The sequence below is a fragment of the Caulobacter sp. GW822-FHT07D08 genome, from assembly GCF_058798735.1.
This window is the reverse complement of the sequence record NZ_JBXAKU010000009.1, coordinates 194,194-219,265: the sequence shown is the minus strand read 5'-3', so window position 1 is coordinate 219,265 and position 25,072 is coordinate 194,194. Positions and strand designations below refer to the sequence as shown.

Genomic DNA, 25,072 nt, shown 5'->3' with positions numbered 1-25,072 from the left:
GACAGCATCACGGGCGGGACCGGTTCACCCCTGAAAACAGGAGCCGACCCATGAGACTCTCCCACGCCGACCCGCGCAAGATGGTCATCTCGCCGCTCAACATGCACTGGAAGAATGTATCCGGGTTCTGGGAGCTGCCGCGGAGCACCGGGCGGTCAGGGTCTGGCGCCCGGGCGCGATGGGTCCGCACGGCGTCCTCATCCAGCAGGGCGCGCAGCGTCGCGTCATCCAGCGGTGCGACCTTGCTGATCTCGTGCGAGGTGCGAAATCCGTCGAAGAAATGCAGCACAGGCACGCGCGCGGCCAGGGTGGCGGCGTGACCTATGGCGGCGAGGTCCTGCGCCTCTTGGGCCGAGCCCGAGGCCAGAAGAGCCAAGCCCGCGCCGCGCACGGCCATCACGTCGGAATGGTCGCCGAAGATCGACAGGGCATGGGTCGCGAGGCTGCGGGCGGCCACGTGCATGCAGAAGGCCGTCAGCTCGCCCGCGATCTTGAACAGGTCGGGCAGCATCAGCAGCAGCCCCTGCGATGCGGTGAAGGTGGTCGTAAGCGCGCCGGCTTGCAGGGCGCCATGCACCGCGCCGGCCGCGCCGCCCTCGGACTGCATTTCGACGACATCGGGGACGGCGCCCCAAAGGTTGGGCCGCGCATCGGCCGACCAGGCGTCGGCATACTCGCCCATCGGCGAGGCCGGGGTTATCGGATAGATGGCGACAACTTCGCTGGCGCGGTAGGCGACATCGGCCACCGCCTCGTTGGCGTCCAGCGTCCTATGCACCGGCTCCGTCATCATCTCGACGCCCCGGGATTGTTGAAGCTCAGTCCTGGCCGCTTGGCCTCCGCCGCAAGGGTCTGCGCCTCGGCGATCGGAGTCACGACGAGACTTCAACCGCCAAGGCTATGCCCTGACCCCCGCCGATGCACAGGGTAACGACGCCGCGCCGCAGGCCGTCGCGTTTCATCGAATGCAGCAGCCGCGTGGTCAGGATCGCGCCGGTGGCGCCGATGGGATGGCCATGGGCGATAGCCCCGCCCTCCACGTTGACGATGTCCTCTGGCAGGCCAAGTTCGCGGGTGACCGCCAGCACGATGGCGGCGAAGGCCTCGTTGATTTCGATCCGTTCGATGTCGCCGATCCCCCAGCCCGCGCGCTCCAGCGCCTGGCGCACGGCGGGGACCGGACCGATCCCGAACAGGCCGGGCTCGACCGCGCCGACGCCATAGGCGACGAGCCGGGCCATCGGCGCGAGCCCGTGGGCCTCCGCGAAGCCGCGCTCGGCGACAATCATCGCCGCGGCGCCGCTGTTCAGGCCCGGGGCGTTGCCCGCGGTGATCGTGCCGTCCTTGCGGAAGGCGGGCTTGAGCTTGGCGAGGCTCTCAAGCGTCGTATCCGGGCGATTGTGTTCGTCGCGGCCGAACGGCTCGGGACCCTTGCGTCCCTTGACCTCGACCACCGCGATCTCGGCGTCGAACCTGCCCGCCGCCTGCGCCGCCGAAAAGGCTTGCTGCGAGCGCGCCGCCCAACGGTCCTGATCCTCGCGGCTGATCTGGTGTCGGGCGACGAGGTCCTCGGTGTGCCATCCGGAATGCTGGTCGGAGAAGGCGTCGTTGAGACCATCGCGCAGCATGGAATCGTAGATCTGCGCATCGCCCATCCGGTAACCCCAGCGACCGTTCGTCATCAGGTAGGGGGCGGCGTCCATATTCTCCATGCCCCCGGCGATCCCGGCCTCGGCCAAGCCCAGCCAGATTTCCTGGGCCAGCGAGGCGATGGCCTGGGCGCCCGAGCCGCAGACCCGGTTCACGGTCATCGCCGGAACCTCGACGGGCACGCCGCCATGGATCGCGGCCTGGCGGGCGGGATTCATCTTGTTGCCGGCCTGCACGACATTGCCCATGACAACGGCGTTCAGGCCTGTCGGATCGAGCTTGGAGCGTCTCAGGGTTTCGCTGATCACGGCCGCGCCAAGAGCGACCGCCGGGGTGGATTTCAGGGCTCCGCCATAGGCGCCGATCGCGGTCCGGACGGGATGGCAGAGGACGACGTCACGCTTTGACATGGTTCACCGCTTGGTTGCCGCTGGGCAGCCTATCGGCCTTGCCGCGACCCGATGTTGACGCAGATCAAGCGCGCGCCTCTCACCGCCCGCCTGATGATCCATCGCCGATCATGGGACGCCTTGCGCCAACTGGGCCGACCAGACCTCAATGCGGACCGCCAACGCCTCGCGGGCTTGCCGATAGGCTTCCAGCACTTGCTCGTCGGTCCCGTGAACGCGTGACGGGTCGGCGATTTGCCAGTGGGTGACGTCCTGATCCCTTGGGAAATCGAGGCAGGAATTGTCCACCTGTTCGCACAGGGTGACGACGTGGTCAAAGCGGATGCTGTTGAAGTCGCCCAGCGCGGTGAGCGGGCGGCCGGAGATATCAAGGCCGATGTCCCCCATCACGCCGATCGCCTTGGGCGAGATCGGATCGGCTTCCATTCCGGTGCTGTAGACCTCGAAGCGCCGGGGGTGGCGGGCGTCCAGAAGGCTCGCGGCCATCGACGCCAGTTCTGGGCCGCCATCGCTCAAAAAGAGCACGCGTTGGGGCGTGTCGGTTTCGGACATGGCTGGCTCACTCCTTGAGTGGATTCGATTGCGTTCGAGGCGGCGATGGCGGCAGTCAGGCCTTGCGCTTGATGGCGCCCTCAAGCCTGGTCGCCTGCGCCACGGTATTGGAGATCGTCCCATACTTGCGGACGTTCTTGTGCAGAAGCTCGAGACGCTGATCGTCCTCGTCGCTATCGATGATCAGCTCGTAGTCGACCGAGACCATCATCGGCGGCTCGTCCTGGCGCACCCCGTGCAGATAGACCTCGACCCCGCGAAGCTCGAACTTCAACATCGGCGTGACGCGTTCGATGCCCTTGATCATGCAGGCGGCGATGGCGGCGAGAAACAGCTCAGCCGGATTGAACGCATCGGGCCGACCGTTGACGTCGGTGTCGAGGACGACCTCGGCATCCTTGCACCTGGCGAGACTGCCATGACGATCCTGGCGGGTGGCGTTGACGCGGTATTCCAGCATCTTCGATCCTCAGGCTGTCTCGGGAACGAGAAAGACCGGCTGCTCATCGGCGGGCTTCCGCGACATCTCGTCATCCGTCGGACGCGCATAGATCTCGATGAGGTTGCCATCGGGATCGGTGAGCCACAGCCGCATGCAGCGGCGTGCCCTTCCATGTGGTCCGCGGCGGCTTCTCGACCTGGGCGCCCAGCACCTTGGCGCGGCTGTGGGCGTCGATGACCGCGGCCTTGTCGGCGACTTCGACGCCCAGATGATAGAGGGTGTCGTGGTGCAGTGGCTCGCCGTCGGAGACCACCAGCACGAAGTTGAGCTTCAGGTCCGAGCGGACGAAGGTCACGTAGCGGTGGGTCCAGTCCTTGGGCCAGATATCGAGCAGCCAGGCATAGAACCGCGCGCTGGCGGCCAGGTCGCCGACCCGAATGCTGCAGTGAAACTCCTGGGCGACCGGGCCTTGCGGCACATCGAACAGCCCCGCCAGAACCTCGATCCGCGCCTTGATCTGATCGCGCGCGGCGCCGAAGCGGGTCCGCAGGTCGTCCGGCGTTAGTGAGGGATCGTTGGACGTCGGGTCGGCGACCGGCCAGTGCAGCCGCCGCACCCGCCCCAACAGGACCGGGCAGACCTCGTCGGCGCAGAGCGTCACGACAAGATCGACCACGGCCGCATCGATGTCCTCTACGGACTTGGAGCGATGTCCCGAGATGTCGATGCCGATCTCCGCCATCGCCTCGACCGCATAGGGGTTCAGGCTTGAGGGCTCAGACCCCGCGCTCATCACGCTGGCGCGGTCGCCCAGAATGCTGCGCGCGAGCCCCTCGGCCATCTGGCTGCGCGCCGAATTGGCGACACACAGGAAGCGAATTTTCTGCATGATCGCCCTCTAGAAGCTTCGAACAAACCAGCGCGCGGATTACCTCAGGCGGCCAGCCACTTGGCGAGGTCCTCCGGCTTGGGCAGGCCACCGGCATGGACGACCTTGCCATCGATGACGATGCCGGGCGTCGACATGATGCCAAATCCGGCGATGGCGGCGTAGTCGCTGACCTTCTCGATCGCGACTTCAAGCCCCTGCTTGGCGGCCTCCTTGCGGACCATCTCCTCGGTGGCCTCGCAGCGCTTGCAGCCGGGACCCAGAACTTTCACGGTTTTCATCGCTCACGCCTTCTCAGGTGAAGAGAAAATTGAACAGGTAGCCGACCCCAAGGATCCCGCAGGCCACGACGCCGACAAAGACGGCGATCAACTTCACGCTGAGGACCTTGCGCAGGATGATCATCTCCGGGAGCGACAGGGCGATCACCGACATCATGAAGGCCAGGACCGTGCCCAGGGCCGCACCCTTGCCGAGCAGGGCCTCGATCACCGGGATGATGCCGGCGGCGTTGGAATACATGGGAATGCCCAGCAGCACGGCCGCGGGCACGGACCACCAGGAATCGCGGCCCATGATCTGGGCCAGGAGCTCGGCCGGCACATAGCCGTGGATAAAGGCGCCGGCCGCGATGCCGGCGATGATCCAGAGCCAGACCTTGCCGACGATCTCGCCCATCGCGGTAAGCCCCGCCTTCAGGCGGTCGACCACGGTTAAGCGATCGTCCGATAGATCAGCCTCGGCCGATCGGACCTCGCGCACCCAGGGCTCGAGCCAGCCCTCCAGATGCAGGCGTCCGATCACCCAGCCGGCGACGATCGCGACCGCGAGGCCAAAGCCCAGGTAGGTTAAGGCGACCTTCCAGCCGACCAGGGCGAACAGCAGGCCAAGCGCCACTTCATTGACCATCGGGGCGGCGATCAGGAAGGAGAATGTGACCCCGAGAGGCACGCCGGCGGACACGAAGCCCACGAAGATCGGCACGGCGGAGCAGGAGCAGAAAGGCGTGACGATACCTAGCGAGGCCGCTGCGATATTGCCCAGCCCTTCACGCCGGCCAGCGAGGATGGCGCGGGTGCGTTCGGGCGAGAAAAAGCTGCGCACCACCCCCATGCCGAAGACGACCAGGGTCAGCAGCATCAGCACCTTGGGCGTGTCGTAGATGAAGAATTCAATCGCCTCGGCCGCATGGCTCCCTGGCATCAGGGGCAGGTGGGCGACCGCCCACTGCGAGAAAGGCTTGAGCTGGCCATAGACCACGAACCAGGCCGCCACGGCGAGCGCCGTCACCGCAATCCAGACCACCTTGGAGCGATCCCGGCGCGGCTTGCGCAGGATCAAGGACGTATCGGTGTTCATGCGGCGCTCTGCATTTCGAGTTCCGGAATGCTCCGGAGAGCGGCGTCCACTACGGCGGTGGTGGCTGGCGAAAGGTTCGGATTGCGGCGGTAGCGGACCCATTGGGCGTCTCGCCGGTCCACCACCAGTCCAACCTGCTTGAGGACGCTCATGTGGCGAGACATACGCGATTGTGTGGCCCCGAGTTCAGCGACGAGCTCGCAAAGACAGTGTTCCGCGCCGTCCCAGAGTAGCCGCACAGCGGCGAGCCGGGTGGGTTCGGCCAGGGCGTTTAGGAGCTGGATGGTCTGAAGCATGCTCCTTTCCTATTTCTTTGCGTATATGCGCACAAGCGCATATTAATTCGGCTCACCCTGGGGAGATTCGAATGCCGCCCAACACCGCCGCGCGCCGACTGCTTTCAAAATCTCAATCATATGGCGCGCGCTTGGCTGCCGGTCTGGCGGTCGTGGGCGGTCTGGGACTGGCCAGCCCCGCCACCGCCGCGCCCGTCACGTGCTTCGCGCCGGTGGCTGGCGCAAACAGTCCCATGAAGGACGCGACAGGTGATTTCTCGCCCAAAGTCCTGTTCTCGGAGACGCCACTCGACCGTCGTAGCGTCGGCTACGGCGCCGCTGGCGGGCGGCGCGACGAGATCACCATCGCCGATGGCCGGCTCTATCTGGTCAGGCCTGACGGGGCTGGCGGCGTGCAGACCCGTCATTCGGCGGCGGACGGCGAGGGCGCCTTCATGCTGCAGGTCGTTACGCCCGTTGCCTGGTCGCGACCTACGAAACTCCTGGGCGTCTCCTCGCTCGATGAATTGGGCAAGCGCCTGGACGAGGCCGTCGTTGCGGCTGGCTGCATCGACGGCGCGCGATTGGCCTTCCGCATCGAAGGGCGGGCCAAGTCGGCGACCTGGAGTCTGGATACGCTTCCTACGCAGACGCAGTTCACCACGAACGCCGCGCCCATCGTCGTCATCGGGCTCTACACCACGATCGACGGCGGCCGTCACGCCATGCCCACTGCGCGGCGTTTTCATGGGCACATCGTCTTTCCGGCGACCGATGCGGCCGGCCATCTGCGGGCGGTCGTTCTGGAAGACGGCGCGAAGCTTTGGATCCAGCGGCGTTGAACGCGGACAGGACTCTTTACCATCGAATGACGGATCGCCCGACATCCGGTGCTGGCGATCGACCTGCGCTGGCGCGGTCAAATCTCAACGGTCTACGCCAAGGCCGAGCTCTATAATCCGACCGGGAGCATCAGGGACCGAATGGCATGCAGCATAGTCGGCGCCGCCTATGAGCGCGGCTCCTCGTTCCGGGTGGTAACGCCGGGATCGATCTCGGTTGGTTTCCCAAGAGGAGGGGGCTTTCTGGGGGCGATCGCGATGCCGCAGGAGTATGCGGGCTAACCCAAGGGTTTTTGTCCCGACAATTTTCCAATGACGACAACTGGCGAGCTAACACCCGCCGCGGCGGCGGCGGCGAACTGCTCGACAAAATGGCCGGCGCCCGTGGGGTTCCTGACGCCTTCGTGGCCGGGGTTGGCGCCGCCGGCGCCGCGATGGACTCTAGAGATTGGCCTCGATCAGGCACTCGACGGCGACCACGTCGCGCCAAGCCCCGTCCAGCTTGCCATGCTTTTCATGCACGCCGACCTGGCGGAAACCGACGCCCTCGAGGAGGGTGAGGCTGGCCTTGTTTTCGACGAAGACCCGCGAGAGCAACTTCCAGTATCCTGTCTTCTCGCACGCGGCGATCAACGCTTTCATCGCGACGGTTCCCACGCCCTGGCCGCGATGCGATCGGCGCACATAGACCGCGAACTCGGCGATGCCGGCATAGCAGCAGCGATCGGCGTAGGAGAAGGTCGCCGCATAGCCGGCGATTTGCCCCGCTTGATCAACAACCACGACAATCGGTCGATCAGTCGCGAACCAAGCCACTACGTCCTCGACCGCGCGGGGATGGGTCTCGAAGGTCGCGATCCGGTCGGCGATCCCTTCGTTGTAGATTTCGGTCATCGCCGGCGCATCCTGCGGCGTTGCGGGCCTTGCGGTCAGGGTGTTCACGACGCTATCTCCTGACGCCGGTTGACATTCCGACATCACTAGAAATATAGTTATGTTGTGTCAACGCTGATCGAAACCGACGCTGCGGCCGGCCTGGCCGCCCTGGGAAGCCCAGTGCGCCTGCGCCTCTTTCGCCTGCTGGTGCGGGCCGGGGAGGCGGGCGCCAATGTCACCGACCTAGTGCGGCTGATGGAGATGCCGGCCTCGACCCTGTCGCATCACCTGACGGCCCTGTCGCGCGCCAGCCTGGTCGGCCAGGCGCGGCGCGGTCGCGAGGTGATCTGCACCGCCAACTATGAACGGGTCAACGCGCTAGCCGCCTATCTGACAGAGAGCTGTTGCGTGGGCCTGGAACTCGGATGCGCTCCCGCGAGCGCCGCCTGACCGTCTTTCTCCGGCGACATCACGACCTCTCTAGGGATTTGTTAGGAGCCGCCTTGTCCGATCTGCCTGCTCTGAACCTCGACTACGCCGACCGTCCGACCCTACGAAAGCTGGAGCCTCCCAAGGTCTCGACCCACCCGCCGCGCATCCTGTTGCTCTACGGCTCGCTGCGCGAGCGCTCCTTCAGCCGGCTGCTGACCTTCGAGGCTAAGCGCATTCTTGATCGCATGGGCGCTGAGACCCGCGTCTTCGACCCCGCCGGTCTGCCGCTGCCGGACGCCACGGGCCCCGAGCATCCCAAGGTCCAGGAGCTTCGCGCGCTGTCGGAGTGGTCGGAGGGGCAGGTCTGGTGCAGCCCCGAGCGCCACGGGGCGATCACCGGCATCATGAAGTCGCAGATCGACTGGATCCCCCTGGAGATCGGCAGCGTGCGCCCGACCCAAGGGCGAACCCTGGCGGTGATGCAGGTCTCGGGCGGCTCGCAGTCGTTCAACGCGGTCAACACCCTGCGCTTGCTGGGTCGCTGGATGCGGATGATCACCATCCCCAACCAGTCGTCGGTGGCTATGGCCTATAAGGAATTTGACGAGCACGACCGCATGAAGCCGTCGGCCTACTATGACCGCGTGGTCGATGTGATGGAGGAACTGTTCAAGTTCACGCTTCTGACTCGGGACAGGGTCGACTACCTCGTTGACCGCTACAGCGAGCGCAAGGCGGCGGGCCGCATCCCCGAGCATGTGGCGCTGGGCGAGGCGGCGATGTCCCATGAGCGCGCCCCCCAACCGGTGTAAGCACGGCGGAGCATCTCGACGATCGATCGCCAGGCGCGCTGGCCCGGCGAGGTTCTAGGCGAGCGTCTCGAAGATCTGACGCACGGTGTCTCGCGCCGAGCGCATCACGCCGGTCAGCGTCGCCGAGGCGAATCCCGTCCACTCGCCATAGCCCACCAGCCACAAGCGTGGCTCCTTGACCGCGCGCGTGCCCACGACCGCCACCCGTCCTGAAGTCTCGATGACGCCGAGGCTGGCCAGATGCTCCAGCGCTGGCCGAAAGCCAGTGCACCAGATCACCGCATCGATCTCGGTCTCGCGCCCATCGGGCCAGACGACGCCCGTGGGCGTGAAGCGCTCGAACGGGCGGACCGCTTGCAGCACGCCGCGCGCGCGGGCGGCCTTCACCGGCTCGACCATGACGATATCGCCCAAGCCGCCGGGGGGAGGCGCGCCTTCGCCAAGCCCTTGGCCGGCTTGCCACCGCGCCGTGGCGCGCTCGAAGAGCACGCGACCGTCCACGTCGTCGGGAAGGAAGACTGGCGGCTGCGGCGTCACCCACGTGGCCTCGGCGACCTGCGAAACCTCAGCGAGGATCTGAGCCCCGCTGTTGCCGCCGCCGACCACCAGAACCCGCTTCCCGGCGAAGGCGTCGGGCTGTTGATACTGGGCCGAGTGGATCTGAACGCCCAGAAATAGAGACTGGTCCGGATAGGCGGGCCAATGAGGCGCGCGCCAGGTTCCGGTGGTGCTGACCACGGCCCGGGCCCGCCAGGTGGCGGGGCAGGTTTCGACGACCAGCGCGTCGTCTTGGGCGTGAACGAGGTCGACCTCGGCGGGGCGGATGACCGGCAGGTCGTAACGCGCCTCATAGGCGGCCAGATAGGCCAAGATCTCTTCGCGGTTTGGGTAGCCGTCGTTGGCGGCAGGCGGCATGGGCCAGCCGGGCAAGGAACTCCATTGCGCGGGCGAGAACAGCCGAAGCGACTCCCAACCATGACGCCAGGCGCCGCCGGGGCCGACCTCCCCGTCGAGGATCGCGAAACTCAAGCCGGTGCGTCGTAGGAAGTAACCCGTGGCGAGCCCGGCCTGGCCGCCGCCGATCACAATCACGTCGCGGGTGTTGGGCGCGGCCTCAGTCATACAGGCTGCTTGGGCCGAAGGCTGCGCCGTCGCCAAGTCCGTCGGGTCTGAACATCGGTATCACAGCTCCTGATGGGGGGACGATGTCCCACGAGCGCGTCGCCCCGCCAGCATGACGATCAAGCTAATGACAGAAAGAACCTCGCGCCGTCTGTCATCCATCGTCTTGATGGCAGAGCGCCGAGGCAATCCTGGCCACCAAGATCATACCGATACCCAAGACGATCGCTGGGCCGCAGACGAAGATCACGATGGCGTCGGCGTACTCTGCAAGTGGCTGGTTTCTTCGCCAGCAGGACGATCATGGTCGCGACGTGGGCCAGGGCAAATCCAAAGCCGACAAAAACGCTATGCCGATGCTGTGTCATCGGGTCCTCCACACCACAAAAGGTGAGTGAGCCCAGTTGCGCGCCGGCTCGTCCTGTCTTACTTCTGTCGCATATTTCCAACAATGTCGAAATATGGAATCGAAAGCCGCCGCAAGCGCCCTGGGCGCCCTGGCCCACGAAGGCCGTCTTGGCATTTTTCGGATGCTGGTCCAGGTGGGCAGTTCCGGCATGGCCGCTGGCGATATCGCCCGGGCCACCGGCATCTTGCCCAATACCCTGTCGTCCAGCCTGAACATCCTCAGCCACGCGGACCTGATCGTCTCGCGTCGCGATGGGCGCTCGATCATCTATTCGGCCAATTACGGGGCGATGAGCGGGCTGCTGGGGTTCCTGATGGAGGATTGCTGCGGCGGTAATCCGCAGATCTGCGCGCCCTTGAATGACATCATCGCCAAGGCAGCCGCCTGTGACGGAACCTGCCTTACCCAATTGGAGACAGCATGAGCGACGGCCAAAAACGCCCCTTCAACGTTCTGTTCCTCTGCACCCACAACTCCGCCCGCTCGGTAATGGCGGAGTCGATCATGAACCGGGTCGGCGCCGGCCGCTTCAAGGCCTGTTCCGCCGGATCCATGCCCAGCGGTGTGCTCGATCCGCGCGCCATCAGCCTCCTGCAGCACCTGAACTACAAGACCGACCACCTTCGCTCCAAGGCCTGGGACGAGTTCGCGGTCCTGAACAATCCCGCCGCCCCCGAGCTCGACTTCGTGTTCACCGTCTGTGACAACGCCGCCGGCGAGGTCTGCCCGATCTGGCCGGGCCAGCCGATGACCGCCCATTGGGGCATCCCCAACCCGGGCTCGACCGAGGGCACGGAAGCCGAGATCGCCCTGGCCTTCGCTGAAGCCTATCGCCAGCTCAACAGCCGCATCACCCTGTTCTGCGCCTTGCCGCTGGCTTCGATCGACAAGCTGTCGCTGCAGCGCCGGCTGGACGAGATCGGCAAGTCCAAGGCGCCCGACGAGTCCGCCGCCTAACCCCTCCTGATCCTGTTGCTTGGTGACCTGATGTCCGACGCCGACTTTCCGATCGTGATCTTCCACAACCCCGCCTGCGGGACCTCGCGCAACGTGGTGGCCATGGTCGAGGCGGCCGGCTACACGCCCACGGTCGTCGAATATCTCAAGGCCGGCTGGAGCCATGATCAGCTGCGCGAACTGGCCGGCGAAGCTGGGCTGACCTTCCGCCAATTGATGCGCGAAAAGGGCACGCCGGCCGCCGAACTAGGCCTCCTGGCCGACAGCGCCACCGAGGATCAGATCCTCGACGCCATGATCGCCCATCCCATTCTCGTCAACCGACCGCTCGTGGTCACGCCCAAGGGCGTCAAACTCTGCCGGCCGTCCGAGGTCGTACTCGATCTGCTCGGTCGCAAGCCGGCCAGCTTCACCAAGGAAGACGGTGAAGTCGTTTCCCTGACCTAATCTCCCGAACGATCAGGAACACACAGATGAAAAAGCTCCTAGGCGTCGCCGCGGCGACCGCCCTGATGACCTGCGCCTCGGCCGCACATGCCGCCCGCGACTATGTCTGGGCGGCCGGCTCCTCCACCGTCTTCCCGTTCACCACCCGCGTGGCCGAAAACTTCTCCAAGAAGACCGGCAAGAAGTCGCCCAAGGTCGAGAGCCTGGGCACCGGCGGTGGTTTCAAGATGTTCTGCGGCGGCAATGGCGAGGGCTTCCCTGACGTGGCCAACGCCTCGCGCCCCATGAAGAAGTCCGAGTTCGAGGCCTGCAAGGCCAAGGGCGTCAAGGACATCGTCGAAATCAAGATCGGCTTCGACGGCATCGTCATCGCCATGGACAAGTCCGCCCCGAACTATGATTTCAAGCTCGAGCACCTCTATCTGGGGGGGGCGAAGAACGCCCTGAAGGACGGTCAGTTCGTCGCCAACCCCTACAAGAATTGGAAAGAGGTCGGCGCGAATCTCCCCAGCAACCGCATCGTGGTCTACGGCCCGCCGCCCACCTCGGGCACGCGCGACGCCTGGGTCGAGCTGGCGATCGAGGCCGGAGCCAAGAAATTCCCAACAGCCAAGACCTTGAACGACAGCGACGAGAAAGCCTTCAAAGCCAAGGTTGATCCGATGCGCACCGACGGCGCTTGGATCGATGCGGGCGAGAACGACAACGCCATCGTCGGCACCATCGAAAAGACCCCCGGCGCCTTGGGCGTGTTCGGCTATTCGTTCCTTGAAGAAAATGCCAATCGCATCAAGGCCGCCAGCGTCAACGGCGTGAAGCCGACGGCGCAGACGATCTCGAACGGCAGCTACCCCGTGTCGCGATCGCTCTACATCTACGTCAAGAAGGCCAACGTCGGCGTGACGCCGGGCTTGAAGGACTTCATCAAAGAGTATGTTTCTGACTCGGCGACCGGCCGTGGTGGCTATCTTCAGAGCCGTGGCCTGATCCTGTTGCCGCCGGCACAACACCAGGCGGCCAAGGCGGCGGCGAGCAACCTGCCTGCGATGGTCTCGCCAAAGAACTAAAGATGGGAGGGCGGCGCGCCGCTTGACCTTAATTGGACGCGGCGGGCAGGGGAGATCTTGCCCGCCGTCCTTGTTGTTTCTCAGGATAGAGCGCCGCCCGTGATCCTCGCCCTGCTGATCTTCCTGCTCACCATCACCCTGGTCATCTGGCAGCCCAAGGGGCTCAGCATCGGCTGGAGCGCGACGCTCGGCGCGGTCCTGGCCTTGCTGACGGGCGTGGTCCATCCCAGCGACATCATCACGGTCTGGCACATCGTCTGGAACGCGACCGGCGCCTTCATCGCGGTGATCATCATCAGCCTGCTGCTGGACGAGGCCGGTTTCTTCGAGTGGGCCGCCCTTCATGTGGCCCGCTGGGGCGGCGGCAAGGGGCGGCTGCTTTTCGCCTCGATCGTGCTGCTGGGCGCGGCGGTCTCGTCGCTGTTCGCCAACGACGGCGCGGCCTTGATCCTGACCCCGATCGTCATCGCCATGCTGATGGCCCTGGGCTTCAAGGACAAGGCGACCCTGGCCTTCGTGATGGCGGCGGGATTCATCGCCGACATGGCCAGTCTGCCGCTGGTGGTTTCTAACCTCGTCAACATCGTCTCGGCTGACTTTTTCAAGATCGGCTTCAGCCGCTACGCCCTAGTGATGATCCCGGTCGACATCGCCGCCATCGCCGCCACGCTCGCGGCCTTGATGCTCTACTTCCGTCGCGACATCCCCAAGGCCTACGACGTCGGCCAACTAAAGCCGCCGCGCGAGGCGATCAAGGACGCGGCGACCTTCAAGGCCGGCTGGGTGGTCCTGGCCCTGTTGCTCATCGGCTTTTTCGCCCTGGAGCCGCTTGGCGTTCCTGTCAGCGCCACCGCCGCCGTCGGCGCCCTGGTCCTGCTGGTCATCGCCGGACGCGGACACATCATCAGCACCCGCAAGGTGCTGAAGGGCGCGCCGTGGCAAGTCGTGGTCTTCTCGCTGGGCATGTACCTGGTGGTCTATGGTCTGCGGAACGCGGGCCTGACCGACCAGATCGCCGGACTGCTCAACCACTTCGCCAAGGGCGGCGTGTGGGGGGCGGCGTTTGGAACCGGCGTCCTGACCGCCCTGCTGTCTTCGGTGATGAACAACATGCCCACCGTCCTGGTCGGCGCCTTGTCGATCGACGCCAGCGGCGCGACGGGCGCAGTCAAGGAAGCGATGATCTACGCCAATGTCATCGGCAGCGACCTGGGTCCCAAGATCACCCCGATCGGTTCGCTGGCGACGCTGCTGTGGCTGCACGTCCTGAGCACCAAGGGGATCAAGATCTCCTGGGGCTACTATTTCAAGGTCGGGATCGTGCTGACCACACCGATCCTGCTGATCACGTTGGCGGCGTTGGCGATCAGGCTGACCGTTTCGGGATGAACGAGTAATTTGATCTCGCCAGCATCCCGATCATGGACGCGCGTCATTCTGGGAGACCTTTGGATCCGGCGTCCGCGGGCACCTTGCAGACGCCGGCCGCTCTTAAGTGGCGACCCGAGGGCTACGGTGGGGACGGCACACGCGGCGCATTCGGTTCTCGGTCGGCTCCTTGTACTGTCTTGTTTCTTGTTCAACCTCATGGCTGATCGCTTGATTTGTAACCGTCGTTACATATTGCTGGCGGTCACGACCACATCGTCCTGGCTCCTACTTAACTACAAAGTTCCGGCCGACCCGCCCAAAGGGCGCGCGGCGCTCTGGCGCAAGATCAAAGGGATGGGCGCGGTCCATCTCCAGAGCGGGGTTTGCCTGCTGCCCAAAACAGATGACCACCTGCGTCGGCTCAATCCGATCCATCAAAGTCCGGGACTAAACACCTAGGGCGAGGCGATCATCCTGGAGACCGTGGCGCTCGACCGAAACCAGGAGGACAAGGTAGTCGGACGCTTCAAAGCCGATCGCGACGAGGCCTATGTCGAGTTCATCGACAAGTGCGCCGACTTCGAAGCCGAGATCGCCAAGGAGGCAGCGGCCGAGCACTTTACCTATGCCGAGCTCGAGGAGAACGACGTCGACCTGAGGAAGCTGCGGGGTTGGCTGGAAAAGATTCGTAAGCTCGACTTCTATGCCCGTCTCGTGGCGCCGAGGCTCAGGAACGTCTCAGGGGATGCGAGCGCTGCTCGATGACTACGCCAAGCGGGTGTTCGACGCCCAGGACGAAAACCGATGAGCAATCCCGTCACCCTGCGCGCCCTGACCTACAACACCCTGTTCGCCGGACGCGACGAGGGCGATGATCGCCGCGCCCGAGCCCAGATCGAGCTGATCAATCAAGTCGCGCCGGATGTCCTGCTGATGCAGGAAGCTAAGGGCTTGGGGGCGGACGGCGGAGCGCCCTTGCATGATCTGGAGGCGCGGATTGGCATGCGCGGCTTTCTGGCCTTGGCCCCGCGGACGGGTCAGAACGTGGCGATCTTCATTCGCGAGTCGCTCGCGCCGATCAGCTTCGAGGCCGACGGCGTCAACTTCCATCATGTCCTCGCGTGTTTGAAGGTGGCGCTGTCTGGTGGGCGGCCCCTAACCCTGCTCAGCAGCGCCCACCTTTGCCCCAATGGCCCAGCCGTGCGGCGGCGCGAGGCGGCCTATCTCGCCGTCCAAGCCGCGCCCGACACCCTGGTTCCGCTGACCGGCGACTTCAATTCCGCCTCGCCGCATGACCCGCCGCCGGTGGGCTTCGACGCTCTACCCGCTCATCATCGCGCCCGATACCTAGCGGACGATCTGGGCTGCGCTGACACCAGCGTCATGACGGGCCTAGTGGCGGCGGGTTGGCTCGATATATCGGCCACGCGTTGGGCGACCGTTCCCTCACGGTGCCGACTGCGACCTTCGCCGGGGCAGAGTTTCCCGTCATGCGCTGCGACTACGTGCTGGCCACCGCCGCCATGGCGACGAGCGCCACGCGCTACGAGGTCACTCGAACGCCGTGGGCCGACGCCGCCCCCGTACCCACAGCGATCTTGAGGCCTTCATGTCCGACGTTGACGACATCGCGCCGGCCACGCCGACCCCAGCTCCGCTGGGCTGGCTGAACCGCACTGTGCTCGGCGCGGGTCTGACCAGCGCCCTGGGCGACTTCTGCTACGAGACTACGACGGTGATCCTGCCGGGGTTTCTGGCGGTGCTGGGCGTGCCCGCCGCGGCCCTGGGGATCATCGAGGGGATCGCCGACGCCGTCGCCAGCTTCACCAAGATGATCGCGGGCTACTTCGCCGACAAATTCGGGCATCGCAAGGCCCTGGTCATGCTCGGCTATGGCCTGACCCCCATCGGCCAGGCGATGATCGCCTTGGCCATGGGTTGGCCGCTCATCCTGCTGGGTCGCATCGTCTCATGGTTCGGCAAGGGGTTGCGCGGACCGTTGCGCGACGCCATCGTCATCCAGGCCATCATCCCCCAGACGCGCGGCCGAGCCTTCGGCTTTCACAGGGGCATGGATTCCGTCGGGGCGGTCCTCGGACCCTTGCTCGGCGTGGCCTTGTTGGGCTGGGCGCAGGCCTTGCCGGGCGTGGACGGACCAGGGCCGTTCCGCTTCGTCTTCTGGCTGACCCTGATCCCCGGTCTTCTGGCCGTGGCCGCGTTTCTGATCTTTGTCCGCGATCCGGAGATCTCGCCCAACCCGGCGCTGAAGTTCTTCTCGACACTCCGGGGCCTGCCGACCCGCTTCAAGCGCTATCTGGGCGCGGTCGGGATCTTCGGCATTGGGGATTTCTCCCACAGTCTGCTGATCTTGGCGGCGACCCAACTGCTGGCTCCCAGCATGGGGGTGATCCACGCCGCCCAGGTCGCCGGCCTGCTCTATGTCTGGCGCAATGTCGTGCAGGTAGCGCTGTCCTATCCGGTCGGCGTCCTGGCCGATCGGTTCGGCTCGCGGCCAGTGCTGGTCGCCGGCTACGTCCTGGGCGTGCTGACCGCCGTCCTGGCTGCCTTGGCCTTCGCGCTGAAGCTGGACCACCTTGGCTTCCTGGTGCTGATCTTCTTCGTCGCCGGTCTCTATGTCGCCGTGCAAGAAGCCCTGGAGAGCACGGTGACCGCCGACATGGTCGCGCCCGAAACCCTGACCACCAGCTACGGCGCCCTAGGCACCGTCAATGGCGCGGCCAAGTTCGTCTCCAGCGCCGCGGTCGGGGTCCTGTGGACGGCGATTTCGCCGACCTTCAGCTTTAGTTTGGCCGCGACGTTCATGGCCGTCGGCGTGGTGGCCCTTCTCAGAGCCCGGTGATCAGACCGGGTGTCAGCGGTTTGTCAGGCGGACCGGCGAGGGCCATCGACCTAGGGAGTTTCATATGGATCCGCTCAACTTTAACCGCCGGGAAATCCTTGGCGGCCTGACCGGGGCGGCCTTGGCCGCCGTCTGGCCAGCGAGCCAGGCCTTGGCCGCGCAGCCGGGCCTGCGGTTCCTTGCGGTCGGCGATTGGGGCCGAGACGGCGCCGCCCACCAGCGCGAGGTCGCCCAGCAGATGGGCGTAGCGGCCGCGACCCTTGGCGCGCGCTTCGTGGTCTCGGTGGGGGACAACTTCTATGAAACGGGGGTTAAGTCTGCGGACGATCCGCAGTGGAAGTCCTCGTTCGAGGACGTCTATACCGCCCCTTCGTTGCAGACGCCCTGGTATGTGACCCTGGGCAATCACGATTATCGCGGCGTGCCCCAGGCCCAGCTCGACTACGCCCTGACCAGCCCCCGGTGGCGTATGCCTTCGCGCTACTACAAGGTCTCCGGCGCCGATCATGGGTTCGCAGACGCCGATCTCTTCATCCTCGACACCTCGCCGTTCGTCGAGAAGTACCGGGCGCTCCCATCCCGGCTGCGCGACAATGTCGTCAGCCAAGACACCGCCGCGCAACTGGTCTGGCTCGACGCCGAACTGGCCCGCTCGACCGCCCCCTGGAAACTGGTCTTTGGCCACCACGCCGTGTTTTCCGGCGGCGATCATGGCGACACCGACGAGTTGGTCGCCCAGCTCAAGCCGATCCTCCAGCGTCATGGCGTGCAGGCCTACATCAATGGTCATGATCACGATCTGCAGCAGATCGAGGTGGACGGGGTGACCTACATCTGCACCGGCGCGGGCTCGGAGACGCGGCCGGTGAAGGCCGTGGCTGGCACCAAGTTCTGCCTGTCCCGCTCGGGGTTCACGACCTACGACCTGAGCGCCGACAGCCTAGTCGTCGAGTTCCGCGACTATCTTGGCGCCGCGGCGCATCGCGCTGTCGTTCCACGTTCGGCCGCCGCCCGGGCCGTGGCCGCTTGAGGGCGGCCGCCCGCTATTTGGCGGGCAGGCCCACCGTGCGGCCGACCACCCCGGCGACGTCGAAATAGGTCTCGCCTCCGGCGCTTTGCGTTCGCAGGATCGGCGCGAAGTCCTTGCGGCCCGGGCGGGCGCGGTGCTCGGCCTGGGTGATGGCGGGAACCTCACCGCCCCGGAACGCCTCGCCCAGCACCCGGCCGCGCAAGTCGCCCTTGGGCGCGATGTTCAAGCCCAGCAGATAGGCCGCCGTCATACCGACATCGGCGTTGCTGGTCGGGGCCGGATCGACGAAGCCGGCTTTGAAGTCCGGGCCGATCGCGGCCATGAAATTGTGGGTGTCGGCCCGGCTGAAGGTCCCATGGATGCCTTGGCCCTGCTGGAGGTTGGTGTCGGCCACCTCGGCGGCGCAGGTTTCGGGCAGGGCGCAGCCGGTGGTGCGGCTTCGGAAGCCCACGACGATCGCCGGACGCGGCGTCAGGGCCGAACCTTGCAGGCCGACCGCGCTGAGCGGCAGCGTGCCGGGGATCGCGCCAAGCCGATCATCGACGAACAGGGCGCTGGTGTAGTCCTGGCCTTGAAGCGCGCGGACGATCTTGCGCGCCAGACGGCGATCCAGGCCCTGTGGCAGATAGATCAGGTTGGCTCCGCCATTGGCCGCGACCACCACCTTGGGCCGCTCCGGGTCTGGTCCAATCAGGCCGCTGCCCGCCTTGGGGTGTTGGCCGTTACCCGGTGAGACCGGGGCCTTGGAGCCGTCGGCGTCGAACAGGGGCTGGCCCAGCGCTCTAGCCAGATCGATGGCCAGGAAGCCGGGCGGCAACTGGCCAGCCGGGACGTCGGTATAGGCGAGGCGCGCGGCGGGGCTGGTGTCGCTTTGTTTGTCGACCGTCGAAAAGCCGTGGTCGGCGGTGACCAGGATGTCGGTGTCGGCGTCGAGATTCAGCGCCTTGAGCGCCGCCCGCAGGGTCGCTAGGTTGTCATCGACGTTGCGGATGGCCGCCATGGTGGTCGGACCATTGATGCCCGGGGTCAGCTTGCTCAGGCTGTCGCCTTGATTGTGCTGAGTGCCGTCCGGGTCGCGCGACCAATAGACCATGACGAACGACCGGCCATCGGCCTTGAAACGCGGCAGGATGGCGCGGGCGGCCACCGCCGAGAACCAGGCCTGCTGGACGAGATTGGCGCTGAGCGTACCGGGGGTATGGGCGTCGCCCGACCGGCCATTGTCGCCGCGGCCGGGGGCCTTGGCCTCCAGGCCCGCCCCCGTGATCGCCGCGATCGTCGAGGCCGATAGCGGTAGCCCCGCCGGGCGGCCGGTCTCATCGTCGATGACGATCGAGGTCTGTCCGTCGCGGGCCGTCAGGGCCTGGATCGCCGTGGGACCCAGCTTGCCGATCGCGGCGGTCTGGAAGCCGGCGGCCTGGGCGGCGGTCAGGACCGTGGTTTCATTCAGGTAGTTGCCGCCGAAGTGCCCGGCCACGTCGCCCAGCACGCTGTCATTCTCTAGGAACGGTGTCGTAGCGCCGCCCGCGCTGAGCGTGGCGAAACCGACATAGGGCGCATTGCCGAAATTGCCGGTGTCGCCGATCAGGTGGCCGGTGGCGATAGTCGAGGCGTTGGGCGTGGTAATGGTCGGAAACAGCGAATGGCTGTTGCGAAAGTCCACGCCTTCGGCGCGCAGGGCCGCCAGGTTGGGCGCGGTCTGCGGCGTGACGATCTGCGAGCGCAGGCCGTCGGCCACGAAGATAATCAGGTTGCGGGCGCGGGGCTGGGCGTGAACAGCGGTGGCGAGCAGGCAGAAGCCGGCGATCAACAGATGGCGAAGGCGCAAGGCAGGTCTCCGAGCGTGGATGACCACGCGAAAAGGGGGCGGACTCGTCAGCTCAGAAGCATCCGCGCGAGGGCCAGGCCCAGGAACACGGCCGCCAGGCTGACGCCGACCGAGGCCAGAGCGTAGCCGGCGGCGTGCAGTATCTGGCCACGCTCCCAGAGCACGGCCGTGTCCAGCGAGAAGGTCGAGAAGGTGGTGAAGCCGCCCAAAATCCCGGTGGTCAGGAAAAGGCGCAGGTCCTGTCCCGTCTGCTCGCCGCGAAAGGCGAACCAGCCGGTCAAAAGGCCCATGACCAGGGATCCCGTGACATTGACGACCAGGGTCGAGGCCGGGAACGGCGTGGCGATCAGCAGCGGGCAGAGGCGATTGACGCCATGCCGCAGCACGCCGCCTAGGCCGGCGCCAAGGAAGACAACCAGGGCCAGATAGGCCTCGCGCAACATCGCCCGCGCCTAGGCTACGGGCTTGGTGGCGACAGTCGGGGTGATCTCGCTGGCCTCGACCGCGCCGGCATCCAGCCGCCAGTGCTCAAGATGCTTGTAGATGATCACCTTGTTTTGCAGCAGCGCGCCGTGCTCGCGGCAGAAAGCCTCCAGCTGTTCGCGCGCGCCGATCAACTCGACGCACATGGTCAGGTCCGGATTGCTGATCTCGGCGCCCTCGTCCTGGATGCGACCGTGATTGCTGTAGCCATAGTGGGTGTGGTGGGCCACGGCGTTCATGATGCCCGCCGCCTTGGCCTGCTCCACTAACTGGCGATAGAGGGGCTTGGCGTTGAAGAAGGTCTTCAGCTTGGCCTCGCGGGCGTTTTCGCGGGGCTTCATGTAGATGCGGACCATCCCGACCTCCTGGGTGGTGACGGCGTGGGCGAAGCTCATGGGGGATGCTTTCGTGTTGAGGGATGAGGCGTTGGGATCGAGCGGAAGGATCTGGGGGGAGCGGCCGGCCAGGCGCACCAGCGGCTCGCCGCCGCCTAGCTCCCGGGCCTGACGCAAAGCGATGTCGGGCGGGATCTGGTCGCGGTCGGTCTTGGCCACGCCAAGGCGCTGGGACAGGTAGATTCCGGAATGGCCGCTGCACAGATAGGCCATGAAACAAGCCACCGCGATGTAGGCGGTATGTTCGCCTCCAAACAGCTCGACGCCCATGATCGTGCAGGCCAGCGGCGTATTGGCGGCGCCCGCGAACACGGCGACAAAGCCCAGGGCGGCGAAGAGATCGGTCGGCGCGCCCAGAACCCATGACAGGGCGTTGCCCAGGGCCGCGCCGATGAAGAACAGCGGCGTGACCTCGCCGCCCTTGAAGCCGGCGCTCAGGGTGATGACCGTGAAGCCGATCTTCAGCAACCAGCTCCAGTGATCGACGCGGTCGGGGCTGAAGAAGCCGGGAATGGTGGCGTCGCCCGGGTTGGGCGACCAGACGCCCAGGCCAAGATATTCCCGGGTGCCGAGCGCGAAGACCAGGGCGATGACGATGACGCCGCCCACTAGCGGCCGCAGCGGCCCATAGGGGACCAGACGCTTGAACAGCGCGCTTAGCCGATGCTGGGTTTCGGAGAACAGCAAGCCGACCAGGCCGAAGGTGACGCCGGCCAGGGCGACCTTGGCCAGCAGCAGCGGGTCCAGCCTGAAGGCGCCGGGGGCGGCATGGTAGTGGATGGCGTAGGCGGTGTGCTCGATGCCCCAGGCGTGGCAGGTCCAGTCGCCGATCAGGCCGGCGACCAGGCAAGGGATCAAGGCTTCATAGCGGACCTGGCCGATCGTCAGGACTTCCAGGGCGAACACCGCGCCGGCCACCGGGGTGCCGAACACCGCGCCAAAGCCGGCGGCGATCCCAGCCATCAGCAAAATCCGCGTGTCGGCCGCGTCCAGGCGGAATACCTTGCCAAAGGCGCTGGCCAGGCTGCCGCCCAGCTGCACCGCCGTACCCTCGCGACCCGCTGAACCGCCGAAGAGATGGGTGACCACGGTCGAGACCAGGATCAACGGGGCCATGCGCAGTGGCACCCCGCCGCCGGGTTCATGGATCTGTTCGACGATCAGGTTGTTGCCGCCCTCGGCCGACTTGCCCTTCCAATGATAGACAAGACCGACCGCCAGCCCCGCGAGCGGCAGGCCAAACAACAGCCACGGATGGGCGAAACGGGCGCGGGTGGCTTCGTCCAGCGCCCAGAGGAAGAGCGCGCACAGGGATCCGATGGCGGCGGCGACCGGCGTCAGGATCACCGCCCACCTGGCGGTGGCGATCAGATGAGACGTCCGTAGGCGGAAAAAGCCCTTGAGGCCTGAGACATCAAGACGGGCGAACAAGGACGCTTCAGACACAATTCCTCTTTCTCGCGGCAAGCCGCGTTAAAGTAGGAATCATCGGCTCCTTCCCGAGGAGCGGTTCGGCATGACGCCAGGCGGAAATCCATCGCCGAGTTTGGCTTCTAGGGAGGCGAGCGCGGGAGTGTCAAGCTGCGAAGGTCCGATCAGAGGGGCAGAGGCTGAACGCGCGCATCGATGGCGACTTCATACGCACGAAGCTCTCCAATCGCGATCTCCAGCGCTTCCACCTGCAGCGGCGTCAGGCCCTCCAAGGCGCTGACGAGGGCGCGCAGGCTATTGCCGTGGGCGACGACCAGGACGTTGGCGCCGCCCAACACCACCGGCAGGATCTCGCGCAGATAGTAGGGTACGACGCGGGCGACGGTGTCACGCAGGCTCTCGCCGCCCGGTGGGGCCAAGGCGTAGGATCGCCGCCACTCACGGACCTGATCGGCGCCCCATCGCGCCACGGCCTGGGCCTTGTCCAGTCCGGTGAGCTCTCCATAGTCACGCTCATTCAACGCCTCGACCGAACGAAGATCCGCGCCGCCGCCAAGGTCGGCGACGATGATTTTCGCGGACCGAACAGTGCGCTGGAGCGTCGAGCTGAACACGTAATGGACGTCGAGATTCGCCGCCTGAAGCTGCCGCGCCAGTCCGCCAGCCTCGGCTTCACCTTGGGGGGGGCAGCGCGCAATCGCGCCAGCCGGTGAAGCGGTTCTGGGCATTGAACGCGCTTTGACCGTGACGCGCCAGGATCAGGCGCCGTGCGCCCTGAACGGGACCCATCGGCGTCCGGCTCATGACAAGGGCGTCGCCGTGGCGGCGGACGAGACGGCGAACGGCGAGACGAACTGGGCGCTGTCACCCAGCTCCGCCTCGATCTCGAGCAAGCGTTGGTACTTGGCCAGGCGCTCTCCGCGGCACGGCGCCCCGGACTTGAGCTGGCCGCCGCCCATGGCCACGGCGAAATCGGCCACGAAGCTGTCGGTGGTTTCGCCCGAGCGATGCGAGAACTTGTAGGCGAGGCCCGCGCGGCGACACAGCTCGATCGCCGCGACCGTCTCGGTGACGGTGCCGATCTGGTTAGGCTTGATCAGGGCCGCCGTGGTGGAACGCTCGGCGACGCCCCGCGCGATGAAACGGGTGTTAGTGACGTAGAGGTCATCGCCGACGATCTGCACCGTCTTGCCCATGGCCTCGGTTTGCTTGGCGAAGGCTGGCCAGTCATCATCGGCGAACCCGTCTTCGATCGAGACGATCGGGAACGCCTTGATCCAGTCCTGATAGATGGCCAGCAATTCGTCGGCGGCGAGCCTGGACTTGCCCAGGGTCGGAAGGGCGTAGCCGCCATTCTCGAAAAAGGAACTGGCTGCGGGGTCCAGGGCGATGGCGATCTGGCGACCCGGCTCATAGCCCGCCTTTTCGATGGCCCTAACGATGAACTCCAGCGCATGGCGATCGGTCTGTAAATTGGGGGCGAAGCCGCCTTCATCGCCGACTCCGGTCGAAAGGCCGGCCTCGGCCAAGAGCGTCTTGAGGGCGTGATAGGTCTCGGCCCCGTACCGCAAGGCTTCGGCATAGGTCGGCGCCCCGTGCGGCACGATCATGAATTCCTGCATCGCCAGGTCGTTGTCCGCATGCTTGCCGCCATTGATCACATTCATCATCGGGACAGGCAGGCGGCGCGCCGTTGGCCCGCCCAGATAGCGATAGAGCGGCAGGCCGGCGTTGCGGGCGCTGGCCCGCGCCACCGCCATCGAAACCCCTAGAATGGCGTTGGCGCCGAGTTTGGATTTGTTCTGCGTACCGTCGAGCTCGCACATCAGCCCGTCGATGCGGGCCTGCTGGGTGGCGTCCAGGCCCAACAACGCCGGGGCCAACACCTGCTCGACATTGGCGCAGGCCTTGAGGACACCCTTGCCGGAATAGCGGCTAGGGTCGCCATCGCGCAGTTCGTGGGCCTCGAACCGGCCCGTGGAGGCCCCCGACGGCACGGAGGCGCTGGCGGCGACGCCGCTCGCCAACACCGCCGTCACCTTGATAGTGGGCCATCCCCGGGAGTCGAGAATTTCGCGGGCGGTGAGGGCGACGAGGCCCGCAGGGTTGGCGCCGGCATTAGACATGATGACCTGGCTTTCAAGATTTGAGTGCGGTTTGGGGGGACGAAACGGCGTCGGGCTGAAACAAGGCAAGGCGCGAGCGCGCATCCTGTTCCGGGTGGCGGCCTTCGGGCGGCCGGCTGGGTCAGTGCGCTAGGAACAGCGGCACGTCCACCTTGGCCAGCACATGCCGGGTTGTGCCGCCGAGCGCCCATTCGATCGCGTCATTGTGGCGGTATGCGCCCATGACCAGGGCGCTGGCTTTCAGCTCATGCACGATCCCCAAGATCTGTTCAGCCGGCTCGTGTCCGGCCGGAGCGAGGCGAACAATCTCAGCTTCCGCCCCGACGTCCCGCAACAGATGTTCGGCCTCGTCGCGCCCCCCGGATTTGTCGTCCTCGGCGATCATCACCAAGGTCACCTTCGCCGCGTGGCGCAGCCAGGGCGCCGCGCCCTCAACCGCGTCCTTGGCTTGAGGCGACGCCTTCCAGGCGATGAGCATGTGTCGATCGAGCCCTTGCGCCGACTTGGCCGACCAATCGGAGGGAACCAACAGGGGACGTCGAACCTCGAAGAGGGCGGCGTGCATGGCGTCGCCGCCGTCCATGTTGTGAGGGCGAGCCATGACCAGGAGATCAGCATCGCGGGCTTCCTCGATCACCTTGTCCTGCTCGGCGCCGACATCCTCGCGCCACTGGATGCGCGAGGCGCTTGAAGCCGGAAGGCTGGCGATCCAGTGATCGAAAGCGCCGCGGACGGCGCGGGCGCGATCCTCGGCGCTGCCTTCGAAGCGCTCACGAACGCGCTGAAAGTCGATCTCTTCAGAAGACCGGACAAGCTTGTCAGGATCGACCTTCACATGCAGGGCCTCGATGCGCGCATCGGCGGCGATCGCCGCGGCGGCGACCGCGCCCTGAAGGCAGGCCTGGGCGGTGCGGGCGTCGGTGAGGACGGCAAGGACTCGGATAGGCATGGCTCAGCTCCAGGCGGAATGGGCTGTCCTCGAAGTTTAAGTGGAGGACGCCAGATAG

Annotated in this window: 29 protein-coding genes and 1 riboswitch; of the genes, 13 read left to right on the top strand and 16 right to left on the bottom strand. The window is 66.0% G+C overall.

Annotated features, from left to right (window positions below; all coding sequences use genetic code 11):
• Positions 1-7: 7 nt before the first annotated feature.
• The 8 genes from AC1RJ9_RS17950 to AC1RJ9_RS17915 form a co-directional block, all read right to left on the bottom strand.
• Positions 8-793 (bottom strand): hypothetical protein, encoded by a 786-nt coding sequence (locus AC1RJ9_RS17950; protein ID WP_492838366.1) that lies wholly within the window; start codon positions 791-793, stop codon positions 8-10.
• 79 nt (positions 794-872) lie between these two features.
• Entirely contained in the window at positions 873-2,060 is a 1,188-nt protein-coding gene (locus AC1RJ9_RS17945; RefSeq protein ID WP_492838365.1) for a thiolase family protein, read from the bottom strand.
• Positions 2,061-2,168: 108 nt separating this feature from the next.
• Positions 2,169-2,612 carry an arsenate reductase/protein-tyrosine-phosphatase family protein gene (locus tag AC1RJ9_RS17940; protein WP_492838364.1) on the bottom strand — a complete coding sequence of 148 codons (444 nt, stop codon included), beginning with the start codon at positions 2,610-2,612 and terminating at the stop codon, positions 2,169-2,171.
• Between the two features lie 55 nt (positions 2,613-2,667).
• Positions 2,668-3,072, bottom strand: a complete 405-nt coding sequence (locus AC1RJ9_RS17935; protein WP_492838363.1) for an OsmC family protein — start codon at positions 3,070-3,072, stop codon at positions 2,668-2,670.
• A gap of 70 nt (positions 3,073-3,142) precedes the next feature.
• Positions 3,143-3,943, bottom strand: coding sequence for a VOC family protein (locus tag AC1RJ9_RS17930; RefSeq protein ID WP_492838362.1), 801 nt, complete (start codon positions 3,941-3,943; stop codon positions 3,143-3,145).
• Positions 3,944-3,987: 44 nt separating this feature from the next.
• On the bottom strand, positions 3,988-4,224 hold the full coding sequence (locus AC1RJ9_RS17925; protein ID WP_492838360.1) for a thioredoxin family protein: 237 nt from the start codon (positions 4,222-4,224) through the stop codon (positions 3,988-3,990).
• Positions 4,225-4,237: 13 nt separating this feature from the next.
• Positions 4,238-5,302, bottom strand: a complete 1,065-nt coding sequence (locus AC1RJ9_RS17920) for a permease (RefSeq protein ID WP_492838358.1) — start codon at positions 5,300-5,302, stop codon at positions 4,238-4,240.
• Positions 5,299-5,598, bottom strand: coding sequence for an ArsR/SmtB family transcription factor (locus AC1RJ9_RS17915; RefSeq protein WP_492838356.1), 300 nt, complete (start codon positions 5,596-5,598; stop codon positions 5,299-5,301). The genes AC1RJ9_RS17920 and AC1RJ9_RS17915 overlap by 4 nt, the downstream gene beginning before the upstream one ends.
• Positions 5,599-5,669: 71 nt before the next feature.
• On the opposite strand from AC1RJ9_RS17915, the gene AC1RJ9_RS17910 reads away from it, so the two are divergent.
• Together AC1RJ9_RS17910 and AC1RJ9_RS17905 are read left to right on the top strand one after the other, a co-directional pair.
• Positions 5,670-6,419, top strand: a complete 750-nt coding sequence (locus tag AC1RJ9_RS17910; RefSeq protein WP_492838355.1) for a hypothetical protein — start codon at positions 5,670-5,672, stop codon at positions 6,417-6,419.
• 48 nt (positions 6,420-6,467) lie between these two features.
• Entirely contained in the window at positions 6,468-6,701 is a 234-nt protein-coding gene (locus AC1RJ9_RS17905; protein WP_492838354.1) for a hypothetical protein, read from the top strand.
• A 159-nt stretch (positions 6,702-6,860) separates the two neighbouring features.
• Here the strand turns inward: AC1RJ9_RS17905 and AC1RJ9_RS17900 are convergent, their stop codons facing one another.
• A complete protein-coding gene (locus AC1RJ9_RS17900; protein ID WP_492838353.1) occupies positions 6,861-7,361 on the bottom strand; it encodes an arsinothricin resistance N-acetyltransferase ArsN1 family A in 501 nt (166 codons plus the stop codon).
• Positions 7,362-7,418: 57 nt separating this feature from the next.
• Between AC1RJ9_RS17900 and AC1RJ9_RS17895 the strand changes: the two genes are divergently transcribed.
• Together AC1RJ9_RS17895 and arsH are read left to right on the top strand one after the other, a co-directional pair.
• On the top strand, positions 7,419-7,745 hold the full coding sequence (locus tag AC1RJ9_RS17895) for an ArsR/SmtB family transcription factor (protein ID WP_492838352.1): 327 nt from the start codon (positions 7,419-7,421) through the stop codon (positions 7,743-7,745).
• Positions 7,746-7,798: 53 nt separating this feature from the next.
• The gene (gene arsH / locus AC1RJ9_RS17890; RefSeq protein WP_492838351.1) at positions 7,799-8,539 is read left to right on the top strand and encodes an arsenical resistance protein ArsH; all 741 of its coding nucleotides are present in this window, start codon (positions 7,799-7,801) and stop codon (positions 8,537-8,539) included.
• A gap of 54 nt (positions 8,540-8,593) precedes the next feature.
• Here arsH and AC1RJ9_RS17885 read toward each other — a convergent pair whose 3' ends face one another.
• Positions 8,594-9,661 (bottom strand): ArsO family NAD(P)H-dependent flavin-containing monooxygenase, encoded by a 1,068-nt coding sequence (locus tag AC1RJ9_RS17885; RefSeq protein ID WP_492838350.1) that lies wholly within the window; start codon positions 9,659-9,661, stop codon positions 8,594-8,596.
• Positions 9,662-10,122: 461 nt separating this feature from the next.
• Between AC1RJ9_RS17885 and AC1RJ9_RS17880 the strand changes: the two genes are divergently transcribed.
• From AC1RJ9_RS17880 to AC1RJ9_RS17840, 9 genes are all read left to right on the top strand, one after another.
• Entirely contained in the window at positions 10,123-10,494 is a 372-nt protein-coding gene (locus AC1RJ9_RS17880) for an ArsR/SmtB family transcription factor (protein ID WP_492838349.1), read from the top strand.
• A complete protein-coding gene (locus AC1RJ9_RS17875; RefSeq protein ID WP_492838348.1) occupies positions 10,491-11,027 on the top strand; it encodes an arsenate reductase ArsC in 537 nt (178 codons plus the stop codon). The genes AC1RJ9_RS17880 and AC1RJ9_RS17875 overlap by 4 nt, the downstream gene beginning before the upstream one ends.
• 30 nt (positions 11,028-11,057) lie before the next feature.
• Entirely contained in the window at positions 11,058-11,474 is a 417-nt protein-coding gene (arsC, locus tag AC1RJ9_RS17870) for an arsenate reductase (glutaredoxin) (protein ID WP_492838346.1), read from the top strand.
• Between the two features lie 26 nt (positions 11,475-11,500).
• Entirely contained in the window at positions 11,501-12,541 is a 1,041-nt protein-coding gene (locus tag AC1RJ9_RS17865; RefSeq protein ID WP_492838345.1) for a substrate-binding domain-containing protein, read from the top strand.
• A gap of 99 nt (positions 12,542-12,640) precedes the next feature.
• A complete protein-coding gene (locus AC1RJ9_RS17860) occupies positions 12,641-13,930 on the top strand; it encodes an arsenic transporter (RefSeq protein WP_492838344.1) in 1,290 nt (429 codons plus the stop codon).
• A gap of 450 nt (positions 13,931-14,380) precedes the next feature.
• On the top strand, positions 14,381-14,677 hold the full coding sequence (locus AC1RJ9_RS17855) for a Chromate resistance protein ChrB (protein WP_492838411.1): 297 nt from the start codon (positions 14,381-14,383) through the stop codon (positions 14,675-14,677).
• Positions 14,678-14,716: 39 nt separating this feature from the next.
• Entirely contained in the window at positions 14,717-15,514 is a 798-nt protein-coding gene (locus tag AC1RJ9_RS17850) for an endonuclease/exonuclease/phosphatase family protein (protein ID WP_492838343.1), read from the top strand.
• A 7-nt stretch (positions 15,515-15,521) separates the two neighbouring features.
• Entirely contained in the window at positions 15,522-16,772 is a 1,251-nt protein-coding gene (locus tag AC1RJ9_RS17845) for an MFS transporter (RefSeq protein ID WP_492838342.1), read from the top strand.
• A 64-nt stretch (positions 16,773-16,836) separates the two neighbouring features.
• A complete protein-coding gene (locus AC1RJ9_RS17840; RefSeq protein ID WP_492838340.1) occupies positions 16,837-17,802 on the top strand; it encodes a purple acid phosphatase family protein in 966 nt (321 codons plus the stop codon).
• Positions 17,803-17,815: 13 nt separating this feature from the next.
• On the opposite strand, the gene AC1RJ9_RS17835 is transcribed toward AC1RJ9_RS17840, so the two are convergent.
• The 6 genes from AC1RJ9_RS17835 to AC1RJ9_RS17810 form a co-directional block, all read right to left on the bottom strand.
• On the bottom strand, positions 17,816-19,630 hold the full coding sequence (locus AC1RJ9_RS17835) for an alkaline phosphatase family protein (RefSeq protein ID WP_492838339.1): 1,815 nt from the start codon (positions 19,628-19,630) through the stop codon (positions 17,816-17,818).
• A 47-nt stretch (positions 19,631-19,677) separates the two neighbouring features.
• The gene (gene crcB, locus AC1RJ9_RS17830; protein WP_492838338.1) at positions 19,678-20,073 is read right to left on the bottom strand and encodes a fluoride efflux transporter CrcB; all 396 of its coding nucleotides are present in this window, start codon (positions 20,071-20,073) and stop codon (positions 19,678-19,680) included.
• Between the two features lie 9 nt (positions 20,074-20,082).
• On the bottom strand, positions 20,083-21,939 hold the full coding sequence (locus tag AC1RJ9_RS17825) for a DUF190 domain-containing protein (protein WP_492838337.1): 1,857 nt from the start codon (positions 21,937-21,939) through the stop codon (positions 20,083-20,085).
• A gap of 41 nt (positions 21,940-21,980) precedes the next feature.
• Positions 21,981-22,059: riboswitch (Fluoride riboswitch) on the bottom strand.
• 44 nt (positions 22,060-22,103) lie between these two features.
• The gene (locus tag AC1RJ9_RS17820; RefSeq protein WP_492838336.1) at positions 22,104-22,667 is read right to left on the bottom strand and encodes a histidine phosphatase family protein; all 564 of its coding nucleotides are present in this window, start codon (positions 22,665-22,667) and stop codon (positions 22,104-22,106) included.
• 72 nt (positions 22,668-22,739) lie between these two features.
• Positions 22,740-24,065, bottom strand: coding sequence for a phosphopyruvate hydratase (eno, locus tag AC1RJ9_RS17815; protein ID WP_492838335.1), 1,326 nt, complete (start codon positions 24,063-24,065; stop codon positions 22,740-22,742).
• Between the two features lie 121 nt (positions 24,066-24,186).
• On the bottom strand, positions 24,187-25,014 hold the full coding sequence (locus AC1RJ9_RS17810; protein ID WP_492838334.1) for a universal stress protein: 828 nt from the start codon (positions 25,012-25,014) through the stop codon (positions 24,187-24,189).
• Between the last annotated feature and the right edge of the window lie 58 nt (positions 25,015-25,072).